This window comes from Rhizobium sp. 18065 (assembly GCF_902706095.1).
Classification (GTDB): Bacteria; Pseudomonadota; Alphaproteobacteria; order Rhizobiales; family Rhizobiaceae; genus Allorhizobium.
Map to the genome: position 1 here is coordinate 379,536 of NZ_CACSJP010000003.1, position 22,930 is coordinate 402,465.

Annotated in this window: 13 protein-coding genes; 8 read left to right on the forward strand and 5 right to left on the reverse strand. The window is 60.2% G+C overall.

The window, feature by feature from the left end; genetic code table 11:
• Nucleotides 1-138 precede the first annotated feature (138 nt).
• Genes GVK95_RS10305 through GVK95_RS10320 form a run of 4 tightly spaced genes read left to right on the forward strand, consistent with a single transcriptional unit; the run spans nucleotide 139 to nucleotide 14,432 of the window.
• The gene (locus GVK95_RS10305) at nucleotides 139-2,058 is read left to right on the forward strand and encodes a non-ribosomal peptide synthetase (RefSeq protein ID WP_159949158.1); all 1,920 of its coding nucleotides are present in this window, start codon (nucleotides 139-141) and stop codon (nucleotides 2,056-2,058) included.
• A complete protein-coding gene (locus GVK95_RS10310) occupies nucleotides 2,055-10,208 on the forward strand; it encodes a non-ribosomal peptide synthetase/type I polyketide synthase (protein ID WP_159949160.1) in 8,154 nt (2,717 codons plus the stop codon). Before GVK95_RS10305 ends, GVK95_RS10310 begins: the two co-directional genes overlap by 4 nt.
• Entirely contained in the window at nucleotides 10,208-12,757 is a 2,550-nt protein-coding gene (locus GVK95_RS10315) for a condensation domain-containing protein (RefSeq protein ID WP_159949162.1), read from the forward strand. The genes GVK95_RS10310 and GVK95_RS10315 overlap by 1 nt, the downstream gene beginning before the upstream one ends.
• Nucleotide 12,758: 1 nt before the next feature.
• On the forward strand, nucleotides 12,759-14,432 hold the full coding sequence (locus GVK95_RS10320; RefSeq protein WP_159949164.1) for a hypothetical protein: 1,674 nt from the start codon (nucleotides 12,759-12,761) through the stop codon (nucleotides 14,430-14,432).
• Here the strand turns inward: GVK95_RS10320 and GVK95_RS10325 are convergent.
• The gene (locus GVK95_RS10325; protein WP_159949166.1) at nucleotides 14,384-15,130 is read right to left on the reverse strand and encodes a 4'-phosphopantetheinyl transferase superfamily protein; all 747 of its coding nucleotides are present in this window, start codon (nucleotides 15,128-15,130) and stop codon (nucleotides 14,384-14,386) included. The two genes, GVK95_RS10320 and GVK95_RS10325, sit on opposite strands and share 49 nt — an antisense overlap.
• A 3-nt stretch (nucleotides 15,131-15,133) precedes the next feature.
• Nucleotides 15,134-16,324: a DegT/DnrJ/EryC1/StrS family aminotransferase gene (locus tag GVK95_RS10330; RefSeq protein ID WP_159949168.1), complete on the reverse strand. Its 1,191-nt coding sequence runs from the start codon at nucleotides 16,322-16,324 to the stop codon at nucleotides 15,134-15,136.
• Nucleotides 16,325-16,559: 235 nt separating this feature from the next.
• Here GVK95_RS10330 and GVK95_RS10335 point away from each other — a divergent pair, with 235 nt between their 5' ends.
• The 4 genes from GVK95_RS10335 (at nucleotide 16,560) to minE (ending at nucleotide 20,354) form a co-directional block, all read left to right on the forward strand.
• Entirely contained in the window at nucleotides 16,560-18,332 is a 1,773-nt protein-coding gene (locus tag GVK95_RS10335) for a GMC family oxidoreductase (RefSeq protein WP_244618730.1), read from the forward strand.
• A 164-nt stretch (nucleotides 18,333-18,496) separates the two neighbouring features.
• On the forward strand, nucleotides 18,497-19,243 hold the full coding sequence (minC, locus tag GVK95_RS10340; RefSeq protein WP_159949170.1) for a septum site-determining protein MinC: 747 nt from the start codon (nucleotides 18,497-18,499) through the stop codon (nucleotides 19,241-19,243).
• A gap of 35 nt (nucleotides 19,244-19,278) precedes the next feature.
• Nucleotides 19,279-20,094: a septum site-determining protein MinD gene (minD, locus tag GVK95_RS10345; protein ID WP_159949172.1), complete on the forward strand. Its 816-nt coding sequence runs from the start codon at nucleotides 19,279-19,281 to the stop codon at nucleotides 20,092-20,094.
• Nucleotides 20,091-20,354: a cell division topological specificity factor MinE gene (gene minE / locus GVK95_RS10350; RefSeq protein ID WP_159949174.1), complete on the forward strand. Its 264-nt coding sequence runs from the start codon at nucleotides 20,091-20,093 to the stop codon at nucleotides 20,352-20,354. Before minD ends, minE begins: the two co-directional genes overlap by 4 nt.
• 220 nt (nucleotides 20,355-20,574) lie before the next feature.
• On the opposite strand, the gene GVK95_RS10355 is transcribed toward minE, so the two are convergent.
• The 3 genes from GVK95_RS10355 to GVK95_RS10365 form a co-directional block, all read right to left on the reverse strand.
• The gene (locus tag GVK95_RS10355; protein ID WP_159949175.1) at nucleotides 20,575-21,822 is read right to left on the reverse strand and encodes an ISNCY family transposase; all 1,248 of its coding nucleotides are present in this window, start codon (nucleotides 21,820-21,822) and stop codon (nucleotides 20,575-20,577) included.
• Between the two features lie 152 nt (nucleotides 21,823-21,974).
• Nucleotides 21,975-22,472 carry an RES family NAD+ phosphorylase gene (locus GVK95_RS10360; protein WP_159949176.1) on the reverse strand — a complete coding sequence of 166 codons (498 nt, stop codon included), beginning with the start codon at nucleotides 22,470-22,472 and terminating at the stop codon, nucleotides 21,975-21,977.
• Between the two features lie 6 nt (nucleotides 22,473-22,478).
• Complete coding sequence (locus GVK95_RS10365) at nucleotides 22,479-22,829, reverse strand: MbcA/ParS/Xre antitoxin family protein (RefSeq protein WP_159949525.1); 351 nt, start codon at nucleotides 22,827-22,829, stop codon at nucleotides 22,479-22,481.
• Nucleotides 22,830-22,930 lie beyond the last annotated feature (101 nt).

Consider the following 22,930-nt stretch of genomic DNA (forward strand, 5'->3'; position numbering starts at 1 on the left):
TCCATTTTATCGCCCCGTGAAATTCTGAGCATCAAGGGAAGGCCGCTTTCAAAGCCTTGCTGATGCAGGCGGGCATGGGGTTCCGCGTGGGTCGCGCAAGCAGTGGCAAGGCAAGCAGTGGCAAGGCAGGGGAATCCGATGAGTGACGTCCACGGCAAGAACGGTGCAAATTTGACGCCAATGGAAAACAGACCGGGAAAGGTCCGCTACGACAAGGCGCGTGGCATCCCCGAGATCGTCCGGCAGCATGCCAATTCCGCACCGGAGACGATTGCGGTCATTTCCGACGACACGAGATTGACCTATCGCGAGCTGGATCGCCTGTCGGATGCGTTGGCGGTCTATCTGATCGATCGTGGCGTCGAGAAAGGTGACGTGGTGTGCCTGCTGGTACCGCGGGCGCTGACGACTGTGGTTGCCAAACTCGCCATCCTGAAAGCCGGCGCCGGTTACCTGCCCGTCGATCCGGCCTATCCGACCGACCATCTGCAATATGTGCTGGAAGAATGCCGCCCCAAGGTGATCTTCACGGATGCGGGGCAGGGGCCGGATGTCGATGCCCTGTCAGCCACAGGCGGCCGGGTCGTCGATCTGCCAAGCCTCCTTCCGACGCTCGGCTCGGGCGATGTCGAAAATCTGCCCTCCGTTCAAGGCGGAGACCTTGCCTATGTCATGTACACGTCCGGCTCGACCGGACGGCCAAAAGGGGTGGCTGTCTCGCACCGGGGTATCACACGCCTGGTGCTCGAACAGAATTTCGTCGACTTCCGTCCGGGTGACATGGTTCTCCATGCCACCACGATTTCTTTCGATGCGTCGACGGTGGATGTCTGGGGCACCTTGCTGAATGGTAGCACGCTCGTGATCGTGCCGAAGACGAGCTTCTCGCTGACGGATATACGCGATCTGGTGCGCAGGCACGACATTACCTTCATCAATTTCACCACCGGCCTGTTCAACCTGTTTGCCGATCATGCCGACGGCGGCCTGCCGAGTTTGCGCCAGGCGATCTTCGGCGGCGAAGTTGCATCGGCCGCGCATGTTCGACGCTTCCTTGCCGCCTATCCGAACTGTGTTTTGACCAATGTTTATGGCCCGACGGAAGCAGCCTGCATCGCCACGACCTACACCGTACCGCGAGACTTCGAGGCGACTGAGCTGCCGATCGGTCGCGCCATTGCCCATACCGGTGTCTTCCTGTTGGATGAGGAGATGCAGGTCGTGCCGGCCGGCACCGAAGGCCAGATCGCAATTGCCGGAGACGGCCTTGCCATCGGCTATTTCAAGCGTCCTGATCTGACCAAGGAGCGGTTCGTCACGGTTGAGACCGCCAATGGTCCGCTGCGCTGCTATCTCACCGGTGATCTTGGTGTCGCCGACGAGGACGGCCTCTTTCACTTCAGGGGTCGCCGCGACCGGCAGGTCAAGATCAACGGTAAACGCATCGAACTGGAAGAAATAGAAGCAGCACTGCGTCGCCATCCCCGGTTGCTGGAGGCAGTGGTCGAATGCCGTGAACCGGGCGGTATCAAAAGGATCATTGCCTATCTGCGGCCACGCGACCCGCAGGACCTCGGCAACTCCAATCTGGTGCCTGCGGTAATGGAACGGCTGCGCAACACGTTGCCGGCCTATATGATCCCGAGTGCTGCAATGGTCCTTGCCGAGTTCCCCCTGACGCGCGCCGGCAAGATTGACCGGTCGCGGTTGCCCATGCCGCCGACCGAAGGGGTGAAACCCATCGTTCCCGAAAGCCGCAGCGAGGAGGTTCTGACCCGTCTGTGGCGGGAGGCCCTGGGCCTTGAGGCCATTCCCGTCGACAGGAATTTTTTCGACCTCGGCGGCACATCGCTGCAGCTGATGAGGGTTCATGCCGGGCTTGAGGTTGAATTGGGGCTGCGCTGCGAGGTTCTCGCACTTTTCAAACATCCGACGGTTCGGGAAATGGCCAGCTTCCTTGATGGTAGAACCATGAATGCGCCCCGCTCTATGACAGCCGACCAGCGCGCAGCCCTTCAACGAAAAACCATGTCGCAATTTCGGCGGAGCACGCCATGATAGAGGATGATCGGTCCGCGCGTTACCAGTCGGGGGACGCGGACGAGGACAACGGTAACCTGCCCGATGGAATTGCAATCGTCGGCATGTCCGGTCGCTTCCCGGGGGCTTCGGATGTCGATGCGCTCTGGCAGCTTGTCGAACGCGGCGGCAATGCCTTCAGGATTTTTTCCGCCGACGAGATCGAGGATAGTTTTACCGACGAAGAACGAGCTTCGCCGGACTATGTCGCTTGTCGTCCTCATCTTGAAGATGTTGACCAGTTTGACGCCGAATTCTTCGGCATGTTCGCACGCGAGGCGGCACTCACGGATCCCCAGCACCGGATGTTCCTGGAGCTTTGCTGGGAAGCACTGGAGATTGCCGGCTACGATCCCTATCGCAATCCCGGCGTGGTCGGTGTGTTTGCCGGCTGCTCGATGCCGACCTATCTGCTCAACAACGTCATGGCGGACCGCGCTGCGGTCGAAGAGGTAACCTCCAACTACCAGATCGGCTGCTACAACCAGCTGATCGGCTCGCTCGGCGACGCATTGGCCACCCGCATCGCTTACAAGTTCAATTTGCGCGGTCCTGCCTTCACGCTGCAATCGGCCTGCTCGACATCATTGCTTGCGGTTTCCCAGGCGTGCCAGAACCTGTTGACCTACAGCTGCGACATGGCTCTGGCGGGCGGTGTATCGATCACGATGCCGCAGAAGCGCGGTTACATCTACCAGGAAGGCGGCATGGTGTCGCGCGATGGCGTGTGCCGGCCATTCGATGCGGATGCCTCAGGAACCGTGTTTGGCAGCGGTGCCGGGGTCGTCTTGCTGAAGCGCCTCGAGGACGCCATCAACGACGGCGACCTGATCTATTCGGTGATCCGTGGCTACGGCATCAACAATGATGGATCCGACAAGATCGGCTTCACCGCACCCAGCGCCGAAGGTCAGGCGGAGGCCATTGGTGCAGCGATCGCGCGCGCCGGTGTCGACCCCTCCACAATCGGATATGTCGAATGCCATGGAACAGCGACCCCTCTCGGGGACCCGATCGAATTCTCCGGCTTGAAAGGGGCTTTTGCTGAAGTCACCGGAAAAGCCGAAATCTGCGCGCTGGGTTCGCTGAAGGGCAGTATCGGCCATCTGGATGCCGCAGCCGGCGTGTCGGGCCTGATCAAGGCGACGATGGCGTTGCACCATCGCAAGATTCCAGCCATGCCGAATTTCAAGTCCGCCAATCCGCGCATCGACCTGCAGGACACGCCATTCTACATTCCGACCGAGACCCGCGACTGGCCCGAGACCGATACGCCAAGGCGGGCAGGTGTGAGCGCTTTCGGGGTCGGAGGCACGAATATCCACCTCGTCCTGGAAGAGGCGCCAGCCTCCCACCGTCCGGATGCTGTGCAAAGCTCCGGCCCGTTCATCCTGCCACTGTCCGCACGGTCGGACGCGGCGCTGTCGGATATGCGCAGGAACCTCGCGGGCTATCTCGAAAAGAACAGCACTGTGTCGTTGTCGCAGGTTGCAAGAACGCTGCAGCAGGGGCGGCACGATTTCAAGACACGGACGTCCGTCGCGGTGACGTCCGTCGCGGCTGCCGTCGAGCAGCTCCGCGCAGAAACACTGGTGAGCGGTGTTGCCGAAGACAGGCCGCCACCGGTCGTTTTCATGTTTCCGGGGCAGGGCTCGCAATATGTCGGCATGGGTGCCGCGCTTTATAACAGCGAACCCGAATTTGCGCGCTGGATAGACCGAGGCACCGAACTGTTGAAGATGCGCTTCAATGTCGATGTGCGCGATTATATCTGCCACACCGGACCGGTGAGCGCCGCCATGGCGGCAGAGCAGCGTGAAACGCGGATCGCGCAACCCTGCCTCTATCTGGTCGAATACGCTTTGGCCCAGCTTTGGATGAGCCGCGGCCTGAAACCCGATGCCATGATCGGGCACAGTGTCGGCGAATTTGTCGCGGCGACGCTTGCCAATGTGATTTCGTTCGAAGACGCTCTGACGCTGGTGGCGTCCCGCGGTCAGCTGATGCAGAATCAGGCGCCTGGCGCCATGCTCTCGGTTCGCGCATCGCCAGAGACCCTGCAGGGCTATCTGCGGGGAGGGGCCGAGATCGCGGCGATCAATGCGCCGAAACTCTGCGTCGCATCCGGTCCGATGGACGACATCGAGGCACTGTGTTTTGCGCTCGAAAAAGCCGGCATCGCCTTCAGCCGGCTGCATACGTCGCATGCCTTCCATTCTGCGATGATGGAGCCGTGCATCGACGAGCTGCGCGACGTTGCCGCGAAAGTCACCTATGGCCGTGCAACCATCCCCTATATTTCCTGTGTCACGGGTGGCTGGCAGAACGATGAGCTTGGATCATCGCCGGACTACTGGTCGAGACATTGCCGGGAGCCGGTGCGCTTTTCCGATGGTCTGATCGCGCTGTGCCAGGATCAGAGCCCGATCCTGCTCGAGGTTGGCCCCGGTCGGACCCTGTCGGTCTTTGCCGCCCAGACGATCGGCCGCAGCGAACTGAGTGCCATCGTGCAATCGCTGCCGGAACACGACAATGCCCAGGCGGCTCCCAGGGTGATGGCGGAAGCGCATGGCCGGATGTGGATGGCCGGAAGCGACCTTCCCTGGCCGAACCTTCCGCTCGGCCGCGAGCGCACCCTGCCTCTGCCGACTTACCCTTTCCAGCGTCAACGGCACTGGATTGATGCCCCACCTTCGGTTCGCCGCGCCCGTGCGGCTCAGCCGGCCCGGGTCACGGCGACATCTGAGACAATCGTAAGCGAGTTACCTGTAACCAGTGAGGTGGAAACCATGAATGCTATCAGCACAATCGCCATCGCAGACCGTGTCCCCGGACTTGAGACGTCGCTTCTGACGCTGTTGAGCGACATGTCTGGTGAAGTGCTTGAAGCCGGCAACCGCAATGACAGTTTCCTCGAACTCGGCTTTGATTCTCTGTTCATCGGGCAGTTCGCGCAAAAGATCGACAAGCAGTATGGCGTGAAGATTTCCTTCCGGGAACTGTTGAGCAACATTCCGTCGATCGCCGCTCTCGCGAAGTACCTCGACAATGCGCTGCCACCTGAAACAGCGCCTGTGGAAATTGCGACACCGGTTGCGCCTCCGGTTTCCATGATACCAGCCACGATGACACCGGCCCCCATTGCGCCGGCTCCGGTCGCTGCACCGATGCCTCTGCCGATCATTGCGCGCGGTGCAGCCGTCGATGGCAGTCTGGAAGCCGTGCTGCAGTCCCAGCTGGCACTCGCCCAGACGCTGTTTGCCCAGCAACTCCAGTTGCTTCAGGGGACAGGCCAGCCGATTCAGGTGCCAGCGGCCCCGGCATTGCTCGCTGCTGCTGCCCCCGTTGCCAAACAGCCAACCGCGACTGTGCCGGCCAGCACGACCTCGGCCAGCACGACCCCGGCAATGGCTCTGTCTACGAGTGCCGTATCGGTCAGCGAAAGCGCGGCGGAGATCGGTGGCGAGCGCTATCGGCGCTACCAGCAGGGCTCCGTGGCGACCAAGACCGAATTATCGCCGGCAAAAGAAGCTTTTCTCAACGATTTGATCCTCGCCTATTCCAACCGGAACAAGGGATCGAAAGCCTATACGCAGGAGAACCGCAAGCGTCTTGCCGACCCACGCACAGCGTCGGGCTTCCGCGCCGAGTGGAAGGAGATGACTTTCCCCGTCGTCAGTGACCGCTCCAAGGGCGCGCGTATCTGGGACATCGATGGTCACGAATACATCGATCTGGTCAATGGCTTCGGCCAGACCGCATTCGGTCACGCGCCGGACTTCGTCGTCGATGCGATGAAGGAACAGATGGACGCCGGTTTCGCCATTGGCCCGCAGACGCCGCTTGCCGGCGAGGTTGCTGAACTGATCAGCGAAATGACCGGCCATGAGCGCGTAACCTTCTGCAATACCGGCTCGGAGGCCGTTATGGCGGCCATGCGCCTTGCACGCGCCGTCACCGGTCGCGACCGGATCGTGGTGTTTGCCAACGATTATCACGGCCAGTTCGACGAGGTTCTGGTCAAGGGACGCGCCCGCACGAAGGAGCCGGTGGCGCTGCCGATTGCGGCCGGCATCCCCTCGGGCTCGGTCGGCAACATGGTCGTCCTGCCTTATGGCAGTGACGAAAGCCTCGACTGGATCCGCGCCAATGCGCAGGATCTGGCCGCGGTGATCATCGAGCCAATCCAGAGCCGCCATCCGGAACTGCGCCCGCAGGAATTCGTGCGCAGCCTTCGCCAGATCGCCACCGATGCGGAATTTGCGCTGGTGTTCGATGAGGTCGTGACCGGTTTTCGCGTCGATCCAGGCGGTATGCAGGCGATCTGGGGCATCCAGGGTGACATGGCCACGTTCGGCAAGGTCGTTGGCGGTGGGATGCCCATCGGCGTGCTCACCGGTACGAGCCGGTTTATGGATGCGCTCGATGGTGGCCACTGGACCTATGGCGATGATTCCGTGCCGAATGTCGTTCCGACCTTCTTTGCCGGAACGTTCGTCCGTCATCCGGTTGTCCTGGCTGCAGCAAAAGCGGTTCTTCATCACATCAAGGGCGAGGGCTCGGCACTCTACAGCCGCGTTGCCCCCCGGACTGAAGCGCTGGTCGAAGAAATCAATGCCGAACTGGTCAAGCGCGGCATCGCGCCGAGCCTGCGCGGCTACAAGAGCTGGTTCGTCACGGATTTCAGCAGCCAGGATCCGCTTGGCGGCCTGTTCTATCCCTATCTCCGGATGAACGGCATCCACATTCAGGACGGCTATCCGTGCTTCCTGACAACGGCGCATACCGAAGAGGATTTCAAGACCATTGCGCGGGCATTCCGCGATGCGATCGATGCCCTGCAATGCGTCGGCATTCTCATGCCGAAAGGTCAGGGAGAACTTGCCGGTACACCCAAAGCGATTGCTGCGCCGGTCAAGACCGAGCGGCCGGAAAGCGCTGCCCTGACCGAGGCACAATCGGAAATCTGGTTGGCCGCGCAGGCTGGCGAAGAAGCCTCCTGCTCCTTCAATGAATCGCTGTCGCTGGCGCTGAACGGCACCTTCGACCGCCAGGCGTTTCTGGCAGCGCTGAGGACCGTGGTCGATCGCCATGACGCTTTGCACATCCGCTTCGATCGCAACGGCGAACGGTTCCGCTTCACACCGGATTTTGTTTTGCCCGTCGAGGTTCTCGACCTGGCAGCGGAGACGGAATCAGCTCAGATCCTCGACGCCTTGATCGAAAGGGATGCGGTCACGCCGTTCGATCTGGTGCAAGGCCCGCTCGCCAGGGCCTATCTGGTACGCCTGGATGAAGACAGGCATGTCTTTGTCTTCACGGCACATCACATCATCTGCGATGGCTGGTCGCTGAACGTGATCATCAATGAACTGTCCGCAGCCTACTCAGCAGCGCTGCGCGGTGAGAAAGCCGAGTTCGAACCCGCACTGTCCTTCGCCGACTATGCGACCAAATTTGCCCCGAAGGACGATGTCAGCCGCGAGACCGCGCGCTTCTGGCAGGAGCAGTACAAGGTTCTCCCCGAGCCTGCAGACATGCCGTTCGACAGGCCCCATCCAGATCACAAGAGCTTTGCCGGCGGCACCTGCACGGCGATGATTTCCGCGGATGTGTGCAAGCAGATCAAGAAGCGCGGTGCCCGCTCTGGTGCGACGCTCTTCTCGACCATGCTGGCCGCACTTCAGGTCATGCTGGCCCGTCTGTCGGGCGAACCCGATGTGGTTATCGCCATTCCATCGGCCGGCCAGAGCCTGCTGGAAGACAAGATCCTGGTCGGCCACTGCGTCAACCTCCTGCCGCTGCGCCAGATGGTCGATGCCTCCGTCTCGTTCGAAGACCACCTGAAGGCGACGCAACAGCTTGTCCTGAAGGCTTTCGAGCATCAGGACTACACCTATGGCACGCTGGTCAAGACACTCGGTGTCAAGCGCGATCCGCGCCGTTTGCCGCTGACCGGGATCCAGTTCAATCTGGAGCGGGTTGCTGCCAATGCGGAGTTTGCTGGCCTTGATGCGAAGATCGTGCCGAACCCTAAGGCCTTTTCCAATTTCGACATGTTCCTCAACATGATCGAGGGGGCTGACGGGATCCGGATCGATGTCGACTATAATGCCGACGTCCTGGACCGCACCACCGTGGATCGTTGGATCGGCCATTTGGCCACGCTCGTCACAGCCCTTGCGCAGGACATGCAACGACCTGTTGCGTCGCTGGATCTGCTGTCTGCGGATGAAACCACATGGCTGGCCGACGGGCTCAACCAGAGTGCCGCGGACTATGATCGCGACCAGTTCGCATTCTCGCTGTTTTCGGACAATGCCAGACAGTTTCCCGACACCGTTGCGGCCCGTCACGGCGGCCATGCGATGAGCTATGGCGAGCTTGAGAAGCGCTCGAACCAGTTTGCGCGTCATATCCGCTCGCTTGTCCCGGGGCAGGGGCAACGTATCGCTCTTCTGGCCGATCGTTCGCTCGATATGCTGGCCGCATTGATAGGTATCATGAAGGCCGGGCATGCCTATGTTCCGCTCGACCCAGGCCACCCCGAAACACGGCTGCGCCAGACGCTGACAACGGCACAGCCGACGGCCATGGTTTGCGATAGCGTGGCTGCTGCGGGACTCGCTGCCGATACAGTCACTGTCATCCGCCTCGACAAGGATGCGGACGCCATCGCGGCACATTCCGGCTCGGCGCTCGACGCGCTGCCGTCCGATACCGAGACCACTGCCTATGTGATCTTTACCTCGGGTTCGACGGGCACGCCCAAGGGGGTGGCGATCTCGCACCGCGCTCTGACGAACTTTCTCCAATCGATGGCGCGCGAGCCGGGCTTCACCGCCAAGGACGTTCTGGTTGCCGTCACGACAATATCCTTCGATATCGCCGGCCTTGAACTCTATCTGCCTCTGATCGCCGGCGGACAGGTCGTGATTGCCGACCGCGCCCAGGTGGAGGACGGCTTCGGCCTGGTTCGCCTGGTCAAGGAGAGCGGGGCAACGGTTCTGCAGGCGACGCCGACGCTTTGGCAGATGCTGGTCGAGGCCGGGTTGGACGGGTCGATGTCGCTGAAGAAACTCTGCGGCGGCGAAGCCCTGCCGAAGGCTCTGGCGCGCACGCTGGCCGGCATGCAGGGCGAGTTGTGGAACATGTATGGTCCGACCGAAACGACGATCTGGTCTTCGGTGGCCCAGATTGCCGATGAGGATGCACCGATCACAATCGGGCACCCGATTGCCAATACCCAACTGCATATCCTGGCTGCCGACGGCCGCCTTTGCCCGGTAGGTGTCACTGGCGAACTTTACATCGGCGGCGATGGTCTGGCGCAACGCTATTTCGAGCGCCCGGATCTGACCGAGGCTGCTTTCGTCGAACGCGATATCGGCACCGGCAGCGCGCAGCGCCTCTACAAGACCGGTGACCTTGGCAAGCGGCTGGCCGATGGCTCGCTGCAACTGCTGGGACGGCGAGACAACCAGATCAAGCTGCGCGGCTTCCGCATCGAGCTGGGTGATATCGAAACGGTGATCTCCCAGGTGCCAGGCATGCGTCAATGCGCGGTGATCGGTGCGCGCAACGGAAAGGGCGATCTTGTCCTGGTTTGCTATTTCGTCGCCGAGTCCGGCACGCCGGCGGCAGACAGCCTGCAACTGGCCACCGGGGTCAGGGCGCAGTTGCCGGCCTATATGGTTCCAAGCATCTGGTCACTGGAAACCGAATTGCCGCAGACGGCAAATGGAAAGCTCGACCGTAAGACCCTGACAGCACGCGATATCCGTCGCAGCGACGTTGAACAGGCCGTTGTCAAGATCAAGCCGCGCACACCTATGGAAGAAAAGCTGTGGGGGATCTGGAAAGGCGTACTCGATGTCGAGACCCTGGGGGTCGAGGACAATCTCTATTCGCTGGGCGCAGACTCGCTGACAATCTTCCGCATCGCTGCCCGGATGCTGGACGCCGGGCTGCCGCTGGAGGCCAAGCATCTACTTCGCCATCCCTCCATTGCCGAACTGGCAGCCTATGCGGAAGAGCAGGAGGAAACTCCGGCTGTCGCCACCACCTATCAGATCCCGTCTCTTTCCGATTTCCGCAATGGCGCCCGTCGCCGGATCGAGAGCCTGTGATGAACCAGATTGAAAACACGACCGCTTTCCCAGCGACAGACGCAAAGGTCATCGGCGAGTTTCCCTGCACGCAAACCCAATTGAGATGCTGGGTCCTCGACCAGCTCCAGCCCGGAAACCCGGCGCTTAATGTCGCCATCAGGTGGGAAATCCGCGGGGCGTTCAAGACGGCAACGATCGAGGCGGCCTTCCGTAAGATCATCCAGCGCCATGAAATCCTGCGGACACGCTTCGTCGAACGACGCGGCAGTCCCTATCAGCAGGTCCTCGATGCCGTCGACTTCAAGATGTCGGTGATCGACCTGCGCAACATGCCGGCCGATCAACGCGAGCAACGTATCTTGTCGATCGGCGAAGAGACGGCGTCAGCCCCGTTCGACCTCGGCAAGGGCGGGCTCTTCCGCGTCGCGCTGTTGATGGTCGAGAACAATCGCGCCTTCATCCTGATCACGGCCCATCAAACCTGCTTCGATGGCTGGTCAATTCGGGTGCTGGGGCGCGAGCTTGGCGAGTTCGCATCTGCCATCGACGCCGGGCGGGTGCCGGACTTGCCGGAACTGCCTTTGCAATATGGCGATTTTGCCCTGTGGCAGCAGGAATACCTGTCGAGTTATGGCTTCGAGGCGGAAAAGACCTTCTGGAAAGAGAAACTGGTCGGCGCGCCCTATTTCGAACTGGTGAGCGATCACCCAAGATCGCTGGTCAAAAGCACGAATGGCAATATCCTGTCGGCGGTCAAGGGACTGGAGTTTGGCGAGCGCATTGAAAAGGCGGCGCGCGATCATAAGGTATCGCTCTATGCCTACGGCGTTGCCGTGGTCAGTGCGGCGCTGCATCGCTTTACCGGCGCCGAGGACATCCTGTTCGGCACGCAGATAGCAGGGCGCGAGCAGTCCGATCTCGAGCCGATGATCGGCGTCTTCATCAATAACATGGTTCTGCGCCTGCCGGTGCAGCCACAATCGACGTTCGAGGATCACCTTCGCACGTCGACCGAAACGGTAACGGCCGCAGTCAATCACCAGCGCATGCCGTTCAACAAGCTGGTCGAATTCGTCAATCCCGTTCGCGATCCTTCCCGCAACCCGCTGATCTCGGTCAACTTCAATCTGTCCAAGGCTTTCCTGGAAGATCGCCACTACGGCGACTTCGAGCTGATCAGCGCGCCGTCACAGTCGCCCGGCGTCATCTACGACATCAGCTTCGGCATGGTCGGACGCCCATCTGGCTGGCGCATGTCGGTCGAATACAACACAGACCTGTTCGAGAAGAGCACGATCGAGCGCCTGCTGCAGCTGTGGCAGGATGTCTATGAACAGGCATTGAGCAATCCGATGGCGCCTCTCTCATCCGGGGCTGCATTTGAACGGCGGGGCAACATCGAAACGCGCGGCGCTGAAGCTCCGGTGATCAATATTGCCCGCAAACAGCCGCAACCTGCGGCTGGCGGTGATACGACATTTGCACCGGAAGACCCGGCGGCTCTGTCTGCGTCTGACCGTATCTTGCGGATGGGCGAGATCTGGGCCGATGTGCTTGATGTCGAAAAGGTTGAACCGGACGGAAATTTCTTTGCGCTGGGCGGTCATTCCCTGCTTGCCTTGCGCATGCTCGCCACCGTCAGAGACACATTCGGTATCAAGCCCGAGCTTGCGCTGCTGTTCAAGGAGCCGACTCTCAAGGGTTTTACACAAACGCTGTTCGGCGGCATCGCGGTCGAAGCCTTGCCGCCGGCGCCTTCACCCGGCATTTCCTGGGAGGTCAACACCTACAAGACCGGAACCGGTCCCGGTACGGTCTACACCTTGAACCATCCGTTCCTCTACTATCGGCTGGCCAATACGCTGGACGATGCGATCTCGGTGCATAACGTCAACATGTTCGGCGCGTCTGACGATGAAACGGCATCAGACGCATCACTCGAAGAGATTGCGGCACAGGCTATCGAGGCCATGCAGATCGACAAACGTCATGGTCCTGTTGCGATTGTCGGATTGTGCGTCAACGGCGTTTTGGCCGTGGAGGTTGCACGGCAATTGCGCAAAGCCGGTGTCGATGTTGCTTTCACCGCCATTATTGATGCCTGGGCACCCGGCTACTTCCGCGCGCAATCAAAGTGGCGCCAACGTCTGTGGAATATGGAAAGACGTTACAAGCGGGTCGGCTATTTTGTCCACAAGCTGCTGTCGGGCCGCATCAAGCCGGTCGTTTTCCTGAAAGAGTTCAACGCGACGCTTTGGCTGATGGAAAAACTTGGCATCGGGGCCGCTCAGCCGACGGCGGAGGAAAATGCAAACTCGCGGGTGACCGACTTCCTGGTTCGCGCCGCACGCGCCTATCGAGCCCGACCGAGCGGCGAGCTTATGCTCTTCCGCAGCCAGGCCAATCATCCGCGTGCCAAGAAGCTGCTGTTCGGCTGGGGACAGGCGGCACCTGCCAATACGCGGGTGATCGACCTCGAAGGCTGGCACGAAGACTCGCTGACCGTCGATGGCATGCACACGCTTGCCGTGTCGATCGAGGACGCGCTTTTGCTGGAGCGCGTCTGATATGGACAGCTTTGCCAAGCCGGCTGACACGCTCTCGCGATCGGATCGTTCGCTTCTGAGGATCGGAATTCTGGTCAATCGGCAACAGGGCTTGGAGAACTGGCAGTTGCGGATCGTCGATCGGATCCTGGCTGACAGCCGGTTTGCACTCGTGTCGGTTCTGGTGTGTCCGCCTTCGGGCGCAACAGCCAAGCCGTCACGGCTGTTGCGGCTTGCGGCGGCACTTGAACGTGCAGCCCTTGCGCGTCAGTCCGCTTATCTGCCGCAGCATTTCGACCCCGCAGCATTGCCGTTCCGGCAGATCGCGTTGGGGCGCGGTGACGGGGTCAGTGACGGCAAGGCGGCGCTGGCTGACATCAGCGACCTGAAACTTGACCTTGTGCTGAATCTCGCCTCCAGCAAACTGCCTGAGCGCCTGGTCGCGGGCCTTCGTTTTGGAGAGTGGCGGTTTTCGTTTTCCGCTGAGGCATGCGAGGGAACAGACTGGTCCGGCTATGCCGGCGTGATCGAGAACAGGCCGGCAACCGAGATGCGCATCGACATCCGCCGCGGCGATCCGGTGGGGGATGCCAATCTTGTTGCTGCAGCGTTCAACACCAAGTTCAGTGCAATACGCAACGCGGATTTCATCAAGGAACGTGCGGTAACCCTCGTCATGAGGGAGCTTGGACGCGTTGCCGATACAAGTCGCATCGAGCCCTCTGCTGACCTGCCCACACAAAAGGCCCGCTCGAATCCCCCTGAGGAACCTCCGTCTGGTTCACAGCTCTTGCGCTATGGATGGGGTCTGGCGTCGGAACTTCTGGTGCGCAGCAGCAAGGCTGTGCAGGCAAAGTTCGGCGGCGGCGCAGCCGTCTGGGCGCTTTATGTCGGGCAGGGGAGCCCGCGCGATTTCGATCCGCGCCAGTCGGTGCTGATTGCGCCGGACAAGGACGAGATCCGGGCCGATCCGTTCCTGCTCGAGCACGAAGGTGAGATCTACCTGTTTTATGAGGCCTATGCGCCCGGAGACGGCAAGGCCCATATTGCGGTCAGCCGCCTCGTTGGCAACCAGGTCGAACGGCTGGGCATTGCCTTGAACTGCGAACATCACCTGTCCTATCCGTTCATCTTTCGCCATGACGGCCAGTTGTTCATGATGCCGGAGACGAACCAGGCACGACGTCTGGAAATCTGGCGCTGCGTTGAGTTTCCGCTGCGCTGGGAACTGCACTCCACTGCCCTTGAGGGCCTGTCTTCTGCCGATAGCACGCTCACGCTGTTCAATGGCAGGTGGTGGCTGCTGACAAACCTGTCTGATTTTCATGCCTATGAGGACCATTGCAGCGAGCTGCACATATTTGAAGTGGATGGACCCGACTTGAAGTCCGTAGTGGCGCATAGGAACAACCCTGTTGTCATCGACAGCACCACTGCGCGCAATGGCGGGCGTCCCTTCGTCGAAGACGGCAAACTCTACCGGCCGTCGCAGCGCAATGAGTTCGGGGTGTATGGCTATGGCCTGAACATCATGGAAATCGAGCAGCTGGATCTTGATAGCTTCCAGGAGCGCTGTGTGCGAACCATCACGCCCGACTTCAGCCCAGGTCTTGTGGCCTGCCACCATCTGGATGCGGCCGGCGGGCGTTATGTGATCGATGCGATGCGCGGGCGCTCGCGCCATTCGCCGCAATAGCGCAATTCAACAGCCTTTCCGTGGGTCAAGATTGCAACGGCGGCACAAAAACCTTCGGCCACGCCGACATTCGTGATCGTCCAATCCGTTGCCGTTCCCACAGCCGGATCAAGTCTGCGAAGGATCCGTTGCGGCCTTGCTGAAAGCGAAACATCAAAACAGTCCAGCGCAAGCGACAGCCCCGCACCATGCGCCTTGACGAAGGCCTCCTTGCGGGTCCAGCAGCGGTAGAAGGCCGGCATTTGCTCAACGGGCGGATAGGCCCTCAGCTCGGCGCATTCCGCGGCTGAGAAAAAATGGCCTGCCACGTCTTCCGCGATTGGTTTGATTTCTTCGATATCGACCCCGAGGGCAAAATTTCTGGATACCGCGAGCAGGGCCTGATCGGCGCTATGGCTGAGATTGAATTCGAGCGGGCATTCACCTGTCGTGTCGAGGTGCGGTTTGCCGAACTCGGTGTAGGAAAAACGCACATCCTTCGGCGCAATGCCGAGATAGTCGCCTAATATGGATCTGAGGCCGGCTCGACCTGCCATGTAACGCCGGGCATCACGTGGCTTTACAAATCGCTGCGCCCGCTCCAGTTCGTCCTGTGAAAGGCCTGTGCCAGACAGCGCATCGTCGCTGGCCGTGGTATCGAGAGACCAGTTCCAGATATCGACCTGGCGAATGCCGGTCACTGGCTCATCGACAGGCATGTTTCAGGACAGTCCCGGGCTGGTAGCAAGCGGCGCGAGAGACATGCTCCGGTCCTTGACCATGCGTCGTGCCATGTATCGCATGAAAGCCAACGGATAGTTCTCTCCAACCGTGATGCGACATGTCCGCTTCAAAATGTCGAGCGAGCGCGGACAGGCTTTCGGCGAATAGTCCATCGGGCGCGCCGCCCAGGCATATGGGTTGAGTTTCGGATGTACGGTTCTCTGCTCCAGGATCGGTTGCCAGAATGTGTAGACATGCCGGCTTGAATCATAGACCCGGTGCACGCCGCGCTTGTTGCGGGCCGCAAAATCGCAGGCCTCTTCTTCTGTGTCGAACACCACATGCAGCCCCGCGGCGTTTGCCGCGTCGTGCTGGGGAATGAGACGTAAACCACCCCGTGAAGTCAGAATGTCTGCCATGGCCTCATAGCGTTGCCGCATGCGGCGCAGCATCGGTGTAAGTTTCTTGAGCTGGACATTGAGCATGGCCCCCTGGATCTGGCTGGCCTTCAGGTTGATGCCGGGGATCAGCGGCGCATTGGCATTGTCCAGATGTCCCCGAAAGACTGCGCCGATGTCGTGGTACATGCGCGCGCGGGCAAACAGCTGGTCGTCATTGGTGACGATGGCGCCGCCTTCGCCGACATTGATATTCTTGAACTGGTTGAAACTGTAAGCACCAGCGTCACCGATCGTGCCGACTTTTCGGCCTTTGTAGGTCAGGCCGACCGCCTGGCAGGCATCTTCGATGACCAGCAGATTGTGATCCCTGGCGATCTGCATGATGGCGTCCATGTCGCAGACCACATTGGCCATGTGAACTGGAATGATCGCGCGCGTGTTGGGCGTGATCTTGCGCAGGATGTCTGCCGGATCGATCGTCAGGCTCTGGTCGATTTCGACAAGCACCGGCACGGCCCCGACGGCGAGGGGGGCCGCGGCCGTGGCGATCCAGGTATAGGCAGGAACCAGCACCTCATCGCCCGGGCCGATGCCGGCGGCGGCAAGGGCTGCAATCAAGGCGCCTGTGCCACTGCTCACCACCAATGTGTGCTGGACACCGAAGGCAGCGGAGAAATCGCTTTCGAAGCGGTTGAGCGGGCTACCGGCACTTCCGCCGTAGCGCGACAACCGTCCTGATGCAATGACGGGAGCAATTGCCAACCACTCGCGCAAGCCTACCTTTGCCATTCGTAACTCCAACCCCTGGCCGATGTCTCTGGCCATCTATGTCCGGGCTGGAAGTCTAGGATTTGTCGGAGTGCAATTCAAAATGGATATCCGGCTTAGGTTTACGTCAGCGCCGCTCCAGCAGCCTGACCTGAATGGGTAGAATGGCAGTTCGGGCTAAGCATATTGGACAATTTCAACGTTTCAGCCGTTTTGTTAGCACTCAGGCTGCCCGCACAACCGCAGTTGCGAGGCGATGGCCGAGGACGATGGCATGGGCGTGCGTGATCTGCGAACCGCTGCAAAGGATACCCTGTTTCACGCCGATGTCGCCATCATCGGCGCGGGGCCGGCGGGTCTTGCGATCGCGCGGGAATTGGCCAATTCGAAGATCCGCGTGCTGATTGTTGAAAGTGGCGGATTTAATTTTGAACAGGATGCCCAAAGCCTCAATCGCGTCGAGAATATTGGCGAACCCCATCTAAGAGACGGTGTCGTTTCGCCCGGGCGCGGATATGACGGCAGTCTTGCCTGGCTCAACGACATTCCGGCCTTCGAATTGCGCAATCGTTGTGTCGGCGGCAGTAGCCACACCTGGGTTGGCAAATGCGCGGCCTTCGACAAGATCGATTTCGAGCGGCGTTCATGGCTCCCCGGTTCGGGCTGGCCGGTCACGCGCGACAGCCTGGAGCCGTTCTTTGACCGTGCCGGCGATCTGCTCAACCTTGGCCCTAATCTCTACGATGCCCGGCTGCGCGACCATCTTCGTTCGCCACCCGAAGACTTGCAGTTTGACCAGACAAAACTGCGGTCCTTCTTCTGGCAGTTCAGCCATCAGAGTGCGGTCAAGCGTGAGCCATTTCGGTTCGTCGAGATTGCCCGCAGCCTCAACGCGCCGAATATCGAGATCCTGACCCATTCAACGGTGACACGCATCAATGTCGAACCGTCCGGTCGTGCCGTGACCTCGCTGGAGGTTCGCAGCCTGACCGACCACCGGGTTCTGGTCCAGGCGCGCACCGTTGTTCTTTGTTCCGGCGGTGTTGAAAATGCGAGGCTGCTTCTGTCGTCGAATGCCGTCATGCCACACGGCATCGGAAACGGCCGGGATGTCGTGGGACGATATCTTGCCGATCACCCGCGCACGGTGATTGCCCGTTTCCCTCGCGCTACTCTGGAGCCCGTCGCAAGACAGTTCGGCTTTTTCGGTTTGACCCACAAGGGCAATACACATTTCTACCTGCATGGGCTGGCGCTGAGTGCGGACATTCAGGCGCGGGAAGGGTTGCTCAATTGCGCAGCCTATCCCGTCCAGACCCTGTCATCCGATGATCCCTGGGCTGCACTGAAGCGCATGGCGCGAGGGTCAAGGACGCCGGGGCGTGATCTGCTGACCGTGCTGCGCTCGCCGGCAATGCTGGCGCGCGGCCTCTACGAACGGCAGGTCCTGCAACGGGGCCTGCCGCGCAAGTCGGACGAACTGCGCTTTGATGTGATGGTCGAGCAGCCGCCCAACCCGGAAAGCAGGGTCACCCTTTCGTCGTCCACCGACCGTCTTGGAATTCCCATGGCCCAGGTTGACTGGCGTATCGGTTCGCTGGAACGGCAGAGCGTCAAGCGACTGGCACGACTGATGCAGTCGGAATTCAAGACGGCTGCCTTGCCGGAGCCACGCCTGGCAGACTGGATACTGGCAGATGACGATCAGGCGGGTGCGTTCATGGATATGGCACATCCGTCCGGTACTACCCGGATGGGCGATGATCCGGCCACCAGCGTTGTCGATGCCGACAGCATGGTGCATGGCGTGGACGGTCTGTTCATTGCCGGAAGTTCGGTGTTTCCGACGGCTGGCCATGCCAATCCGACCCTGATGATCGTGACATTGGCTTTGCGTCTCGCCGACCATCTGAAGCGTCGCTCAGCGCTTTCCGGCGCAACGGTTCGAGGCGGCATGCGAAACGGCGAGGTGGGTGGCGAAATTCTTCCGCTGACTACGACATCCGACAATAAATTCAGGGGCCTGTGATGGCCGGCATCATTCGGCAATCGCGCTTCGAATAGCGGTAATCTGGGTGCCGCCGGGCGGACTGCCGTCGGCGAGCCGGTTAATTTTCCTGCCGGCAAGACGCGCGTGTTAACCATTTGTTAACCAAATCCGCGCTAGTCATCGTAAACGATTTGTTTACGTAGATGACCAAAGTGCTAACCGATTCCCGTTCCATCCGCATCAAAGGTCGATCCTTCCTGGCAGTCGTACTGGCGCCGGACCTGCCGTTTGACGACTGGTTGATCCGCTTGGACGACCTGGCTGCGCGCTCCGCAGGTTTCTTCCTCGGGCGGCCGGTTGTTCTGGATGTGTCAGACATCGAGATCGACCGTTCCCAGTTGAAGGGACTGATCGCCGAGCTTTCGGCGCGCAATGTCAGCATCATGGGCATCGAGGGCGGACGTGCTTCACTGATCGAACCCGGCATGCCGCCGGCGCTGAAAGGCGGGCGGGCTGCGGCCGACTACGAGGTGCCGCAGACGGTAATACCGGTCGAAGGTTCCAAGCCAGTGGCACAGCCGGCGGCCGAGCCCGTGGTCGTGGTCGAGCAGCCCGCTTCGGCACCATCGCTGATGGTGCGGGAACCGGTGCGATCCGGCCAGTCGATCGTCTTCGCACAGGGTGACATCACCGTGCTCGGATCCGTCGCGTCCGGTGCCGAGGTGATCGCCGGTGGGTCCGTGCATATCTACGGCGCCTTGCGCGGACGGGCCCTTGCCGGGTGTCTCGGCAATGGCGAGGCGCGGATCTTTTGCCGTAAATTCGAATCCGAACTGATCGCGATCGACGGTGTCTACGCGATGACCGAAGACATGGACCCGGACCTGCGTGGCAAACCGGTTCAACTGTGGCTTGAGGGCGATGCGATCCAAGTTGAGAAGATGATGTGATGATGAATTCGAGCGGGGCTTTACAGGAGAGACATATGGGCAAGGTTGTTGTTGTAACGTCAGGCAAGGGTGGGGTGGGTAAAACCACGTCGACTGCCGCACTGGGAGCGGCTCTTGCGCAAAGAAACGAGAAGGTCGTTGTCGTCGATTTCGACGTCGGCTTGCGCAATCTCGATCTCGTCATGGGTGCCGAGCGCCGGGTCGTTTATGATCTGGTCAACGTGATCCAGGGCGATGCGAAGCTGCCGCAGGCGCTGATCCGCGACAAGCGCCTCGAAACCCTGTTCCTGCTGCCGGCCTCGCAGACCCGCGACAAGGACAACCTGACCGCCGAAGGCGTCGAGCGGGTCATTGCCGAGCTGAAGAAGTATTTCGACTGGATCATCTGCGACAGCCCCGCAGGCATCGAGCGCGGTGCGACGCTTGCCATGCGCCACGCCGACATGGCTGTGGTCGTGACCAATCCGGAAGTCTCTTCCGTGCGCGATTCCGACCGCATCATCGGTCTGTTGGATTCCAAGACACTGAAGGCGGAGCGCGGCGAGCGCATCGAGAAACATCTTCTCTTGACCCGCTACGATGCCAACCGCGCCCAGCGCGGCGACATGCTGAAGGTCGAAGACGTGCTGGAAATCCTGTCGATCCCGTTGCTCGGCATCATTCCGGAGAGCATGGACGTGCTGCGCGCATCCAATATCGGTGCGCCGGTCACGTTGGCCGACGCCCGCAGCATTCCCGCACAGGCCTATTTTGATGCGGCCCGTCGTCTCGCCGGCGAAAGCCTGCCGATCACTATTCCGGGCGAGAAGCGCAGCTTCCTCGACAAGATTTTCGCGCGGAGGGCCGCATGAGCATTTTCTCTCTGTTTCGCAAACAGCAACGGTCTGCACCGATGGCCCGCGAGCGGCTCCAGGTCCTGCTGGCACATGAGCGCGCATCACTGGAATCCGATCTGGTCTCTATCCTGCGCGAGGAGATCCTCGCCGTGATCGCCAAACATGTGGAGTTCGATCGCGACAAAGTGCGGATCAAGATGGACCGCGATGACGACGTCTCCATCCTCGAGATCGATGTCGAGATCCCGTTGAATGCCGCAAGGCTTGCAGCATAGAGCAACTATCGTTGTCATCTGAGAAGGCCGCCGCCGAGATTTCGGTCGGCGGCTTTCACGTGATGGGGCATGTCGCACTTGGAAATGGAATCTGCCCCGGCTACAAGAATTGTGGCAGCAAGGTTGAAATGTCCGCGGTGGTGCAAAGTAGAAATGTCCTTTTGGTCACCACCGGGCACCACGATCAGCCCCGATCTGAGCGGCAGATACGCTTGCAAGATCAGATCGGGGCGGGTGGGGCACAGCCCTTCGGCTTTAGCTTTAAGACGATGGACCGACGCCTCACTCCGCGGCGTCCTGCCGCGAGAGCGCCTTCTTCCGTTTTCCTGCCCGGCTTTCGACCCCGTGATTGGTAGCCAATCTTCTCGCTGTTGGTCTTGACGACCGGCGGCACCTGTTGGTCCTGGCGCTCCTTGACGTAAGCCAGAATATCACCAAGCCGCTTGTTCTCGGTGATTGCCGCATGCGTCACCCGCTGGTCCTTGTCGAAGACTGTGTAGGGCAGGGAATAGCCTTTCCAACGCACATCCAGCCGACCATCCGCATAGGCATAGGTCTCGACATAGCGACCAACCAGACCACGCGTCACCTCGGTCTCTTTCAGCATGATCCGCTTGCGTTCAAACGAAAACGTCAGCTGTGTTCCGACATAACGCTGCTCGCGTTTGCACAGGATCTCGGTCAATCGATCCGGCGCCAGATTCAGCGGCCGGTGCAAATCATCAGAACGGGCAGGGACGACCGAAAATCGAGTATTGTACCGGCTCATGAAACTCGACAGAAATGCATTGCCAGCCGTCATGTTGTCGACCCCGGCAAGTCGTAGTGCCTTGACCAGACGATCCTGCAATGTCCGGTTCATCCGTTCGACACGGCCTTTCGCTTGGCTTGAATTTGCGCAGAGAATCTCGATGTTTAGCTCGCAAAGCGCACGCCCGAACTGGGTCATCGCCTGGCCGCCCTTGGCATCCTTCTTTGCCACCCGGAACACCGAATGCTTGTCTGAATAAAACGCAATCGGGGCGCCATGTTCGCGCAGATACAGTGCCAGTGCTTCAAAGTACGAAAACGCACTTTCCGACCGCACAAACCGCAACAGCATCAACTTGCCGGTCGCATCGTCGATGAACACCAATAACGAACATGGATCGCCACGGTCCTCGAACCAACGATGGTCAGAGCCATCAATCTGCACCAACTCGCCGTAAGCCTCATAACATTCCCGAACCAGGGTCACCGCGTAATCCCGAACGCCGTCGCTGATCCGGTTGTTCGACGGCCGGCCGATCGCCTTGTGTCGGATCGACGCCGCGCCGTCCGTGCGCATCCGTTGCAGCACCCGGCGCACCTGGCGCTCGCTCAGGTCAAGCACATGCGCTGCCGAGACCATCGTCATACGGCCAGCCGTTACCTTCGACAAAACCTCAATCCGCTGCAGATCGCGCTCGCTCATCGCTATCAATCCCATCTGCATTCTCCCACGCATCAATCAGATGCGGGGAGTGTGACATTCTAACTTTGCTAAAATAGGATATTCTAACTTTGCGGCTACAAGAATTTGTGGCATAATCAGCATTATGGAACATGTTGATTTGTCGGCAGTGGCATCTGCTGCCGATGCTACCTGGAAAGCCGGTTTTCGTCGTCAATGAGTGTCAGTCGGGATGGCGCGGTCGCGCCCCATTGCCAGAGCACCAGATTGAGGTCCTCCTCGACCGCGCCGGCAGCAAAGCTTCTGACAAGCAGCGCACAGTAGCCGGCTGCAATCAGTTCACGCGAAAATGCCTGCGTTCGCGCCTCACCTTCGATTTTCATTTGATCGCGCCAGGTGTTGGCCGAGAGCATGGAATGGTCCATGCCGCGCGCTTGGAGCGCTGCCGTGTCACGGGTGTCAAAGATGCGCTCTATCTCTGCATCGTAGGAAACCAGCGTGGTTGGTTGCAGGCTGCCGATTTGGTTGACTTCGCGCAATGCGGTGATCATCGAGAGAGATGCGTATAGCGCTGGCGTTCCTTTCGGATTAAAGCGCCCGCCATAGAGTTGGGCACCACGACCTGACAGAGGCTCGCGTGCAAAGACCGGGTTGAGCGCCCGATAGACTGGACCGGCGTAACGCATCCGGGATCAGACGTGCACGCCGGCATCGACGGCGTCGATGTAGTCGAGAACTTCTTCTGCACGACCATTGCGAACGAGTTGCATGGCCGTCTGGCCGGAAAATCCGGCAAGCGGCTCCGACCGAAACCATGCATAGGCCATCAGCCCGGAACCAAACCGTGGCTCCGTCTTGTTGATGATTTCAATCATTTCCCGCAGCCGCTTTTGTGTCTTGTCCGAACGAACGCGATCCTTGCGTTGTACGGCGTCTTTTCCAAGGCCTGCCGTGCGTGCGACCTCTTCGCTGGTCGTGCGGAACGCCTCGGCGATTTTACGAGGCGCGAAGAACCCGTTGTCCGAGTATTGAACCAGTCCCATCGCCATTTCTTTCGTTGCCTTGCCTCCAATATAGACGCTAAATAGCGTCATATCAAGAGGCAACGGGATGATGTGCAGGGATCTCGCAGCGCGCAAATATT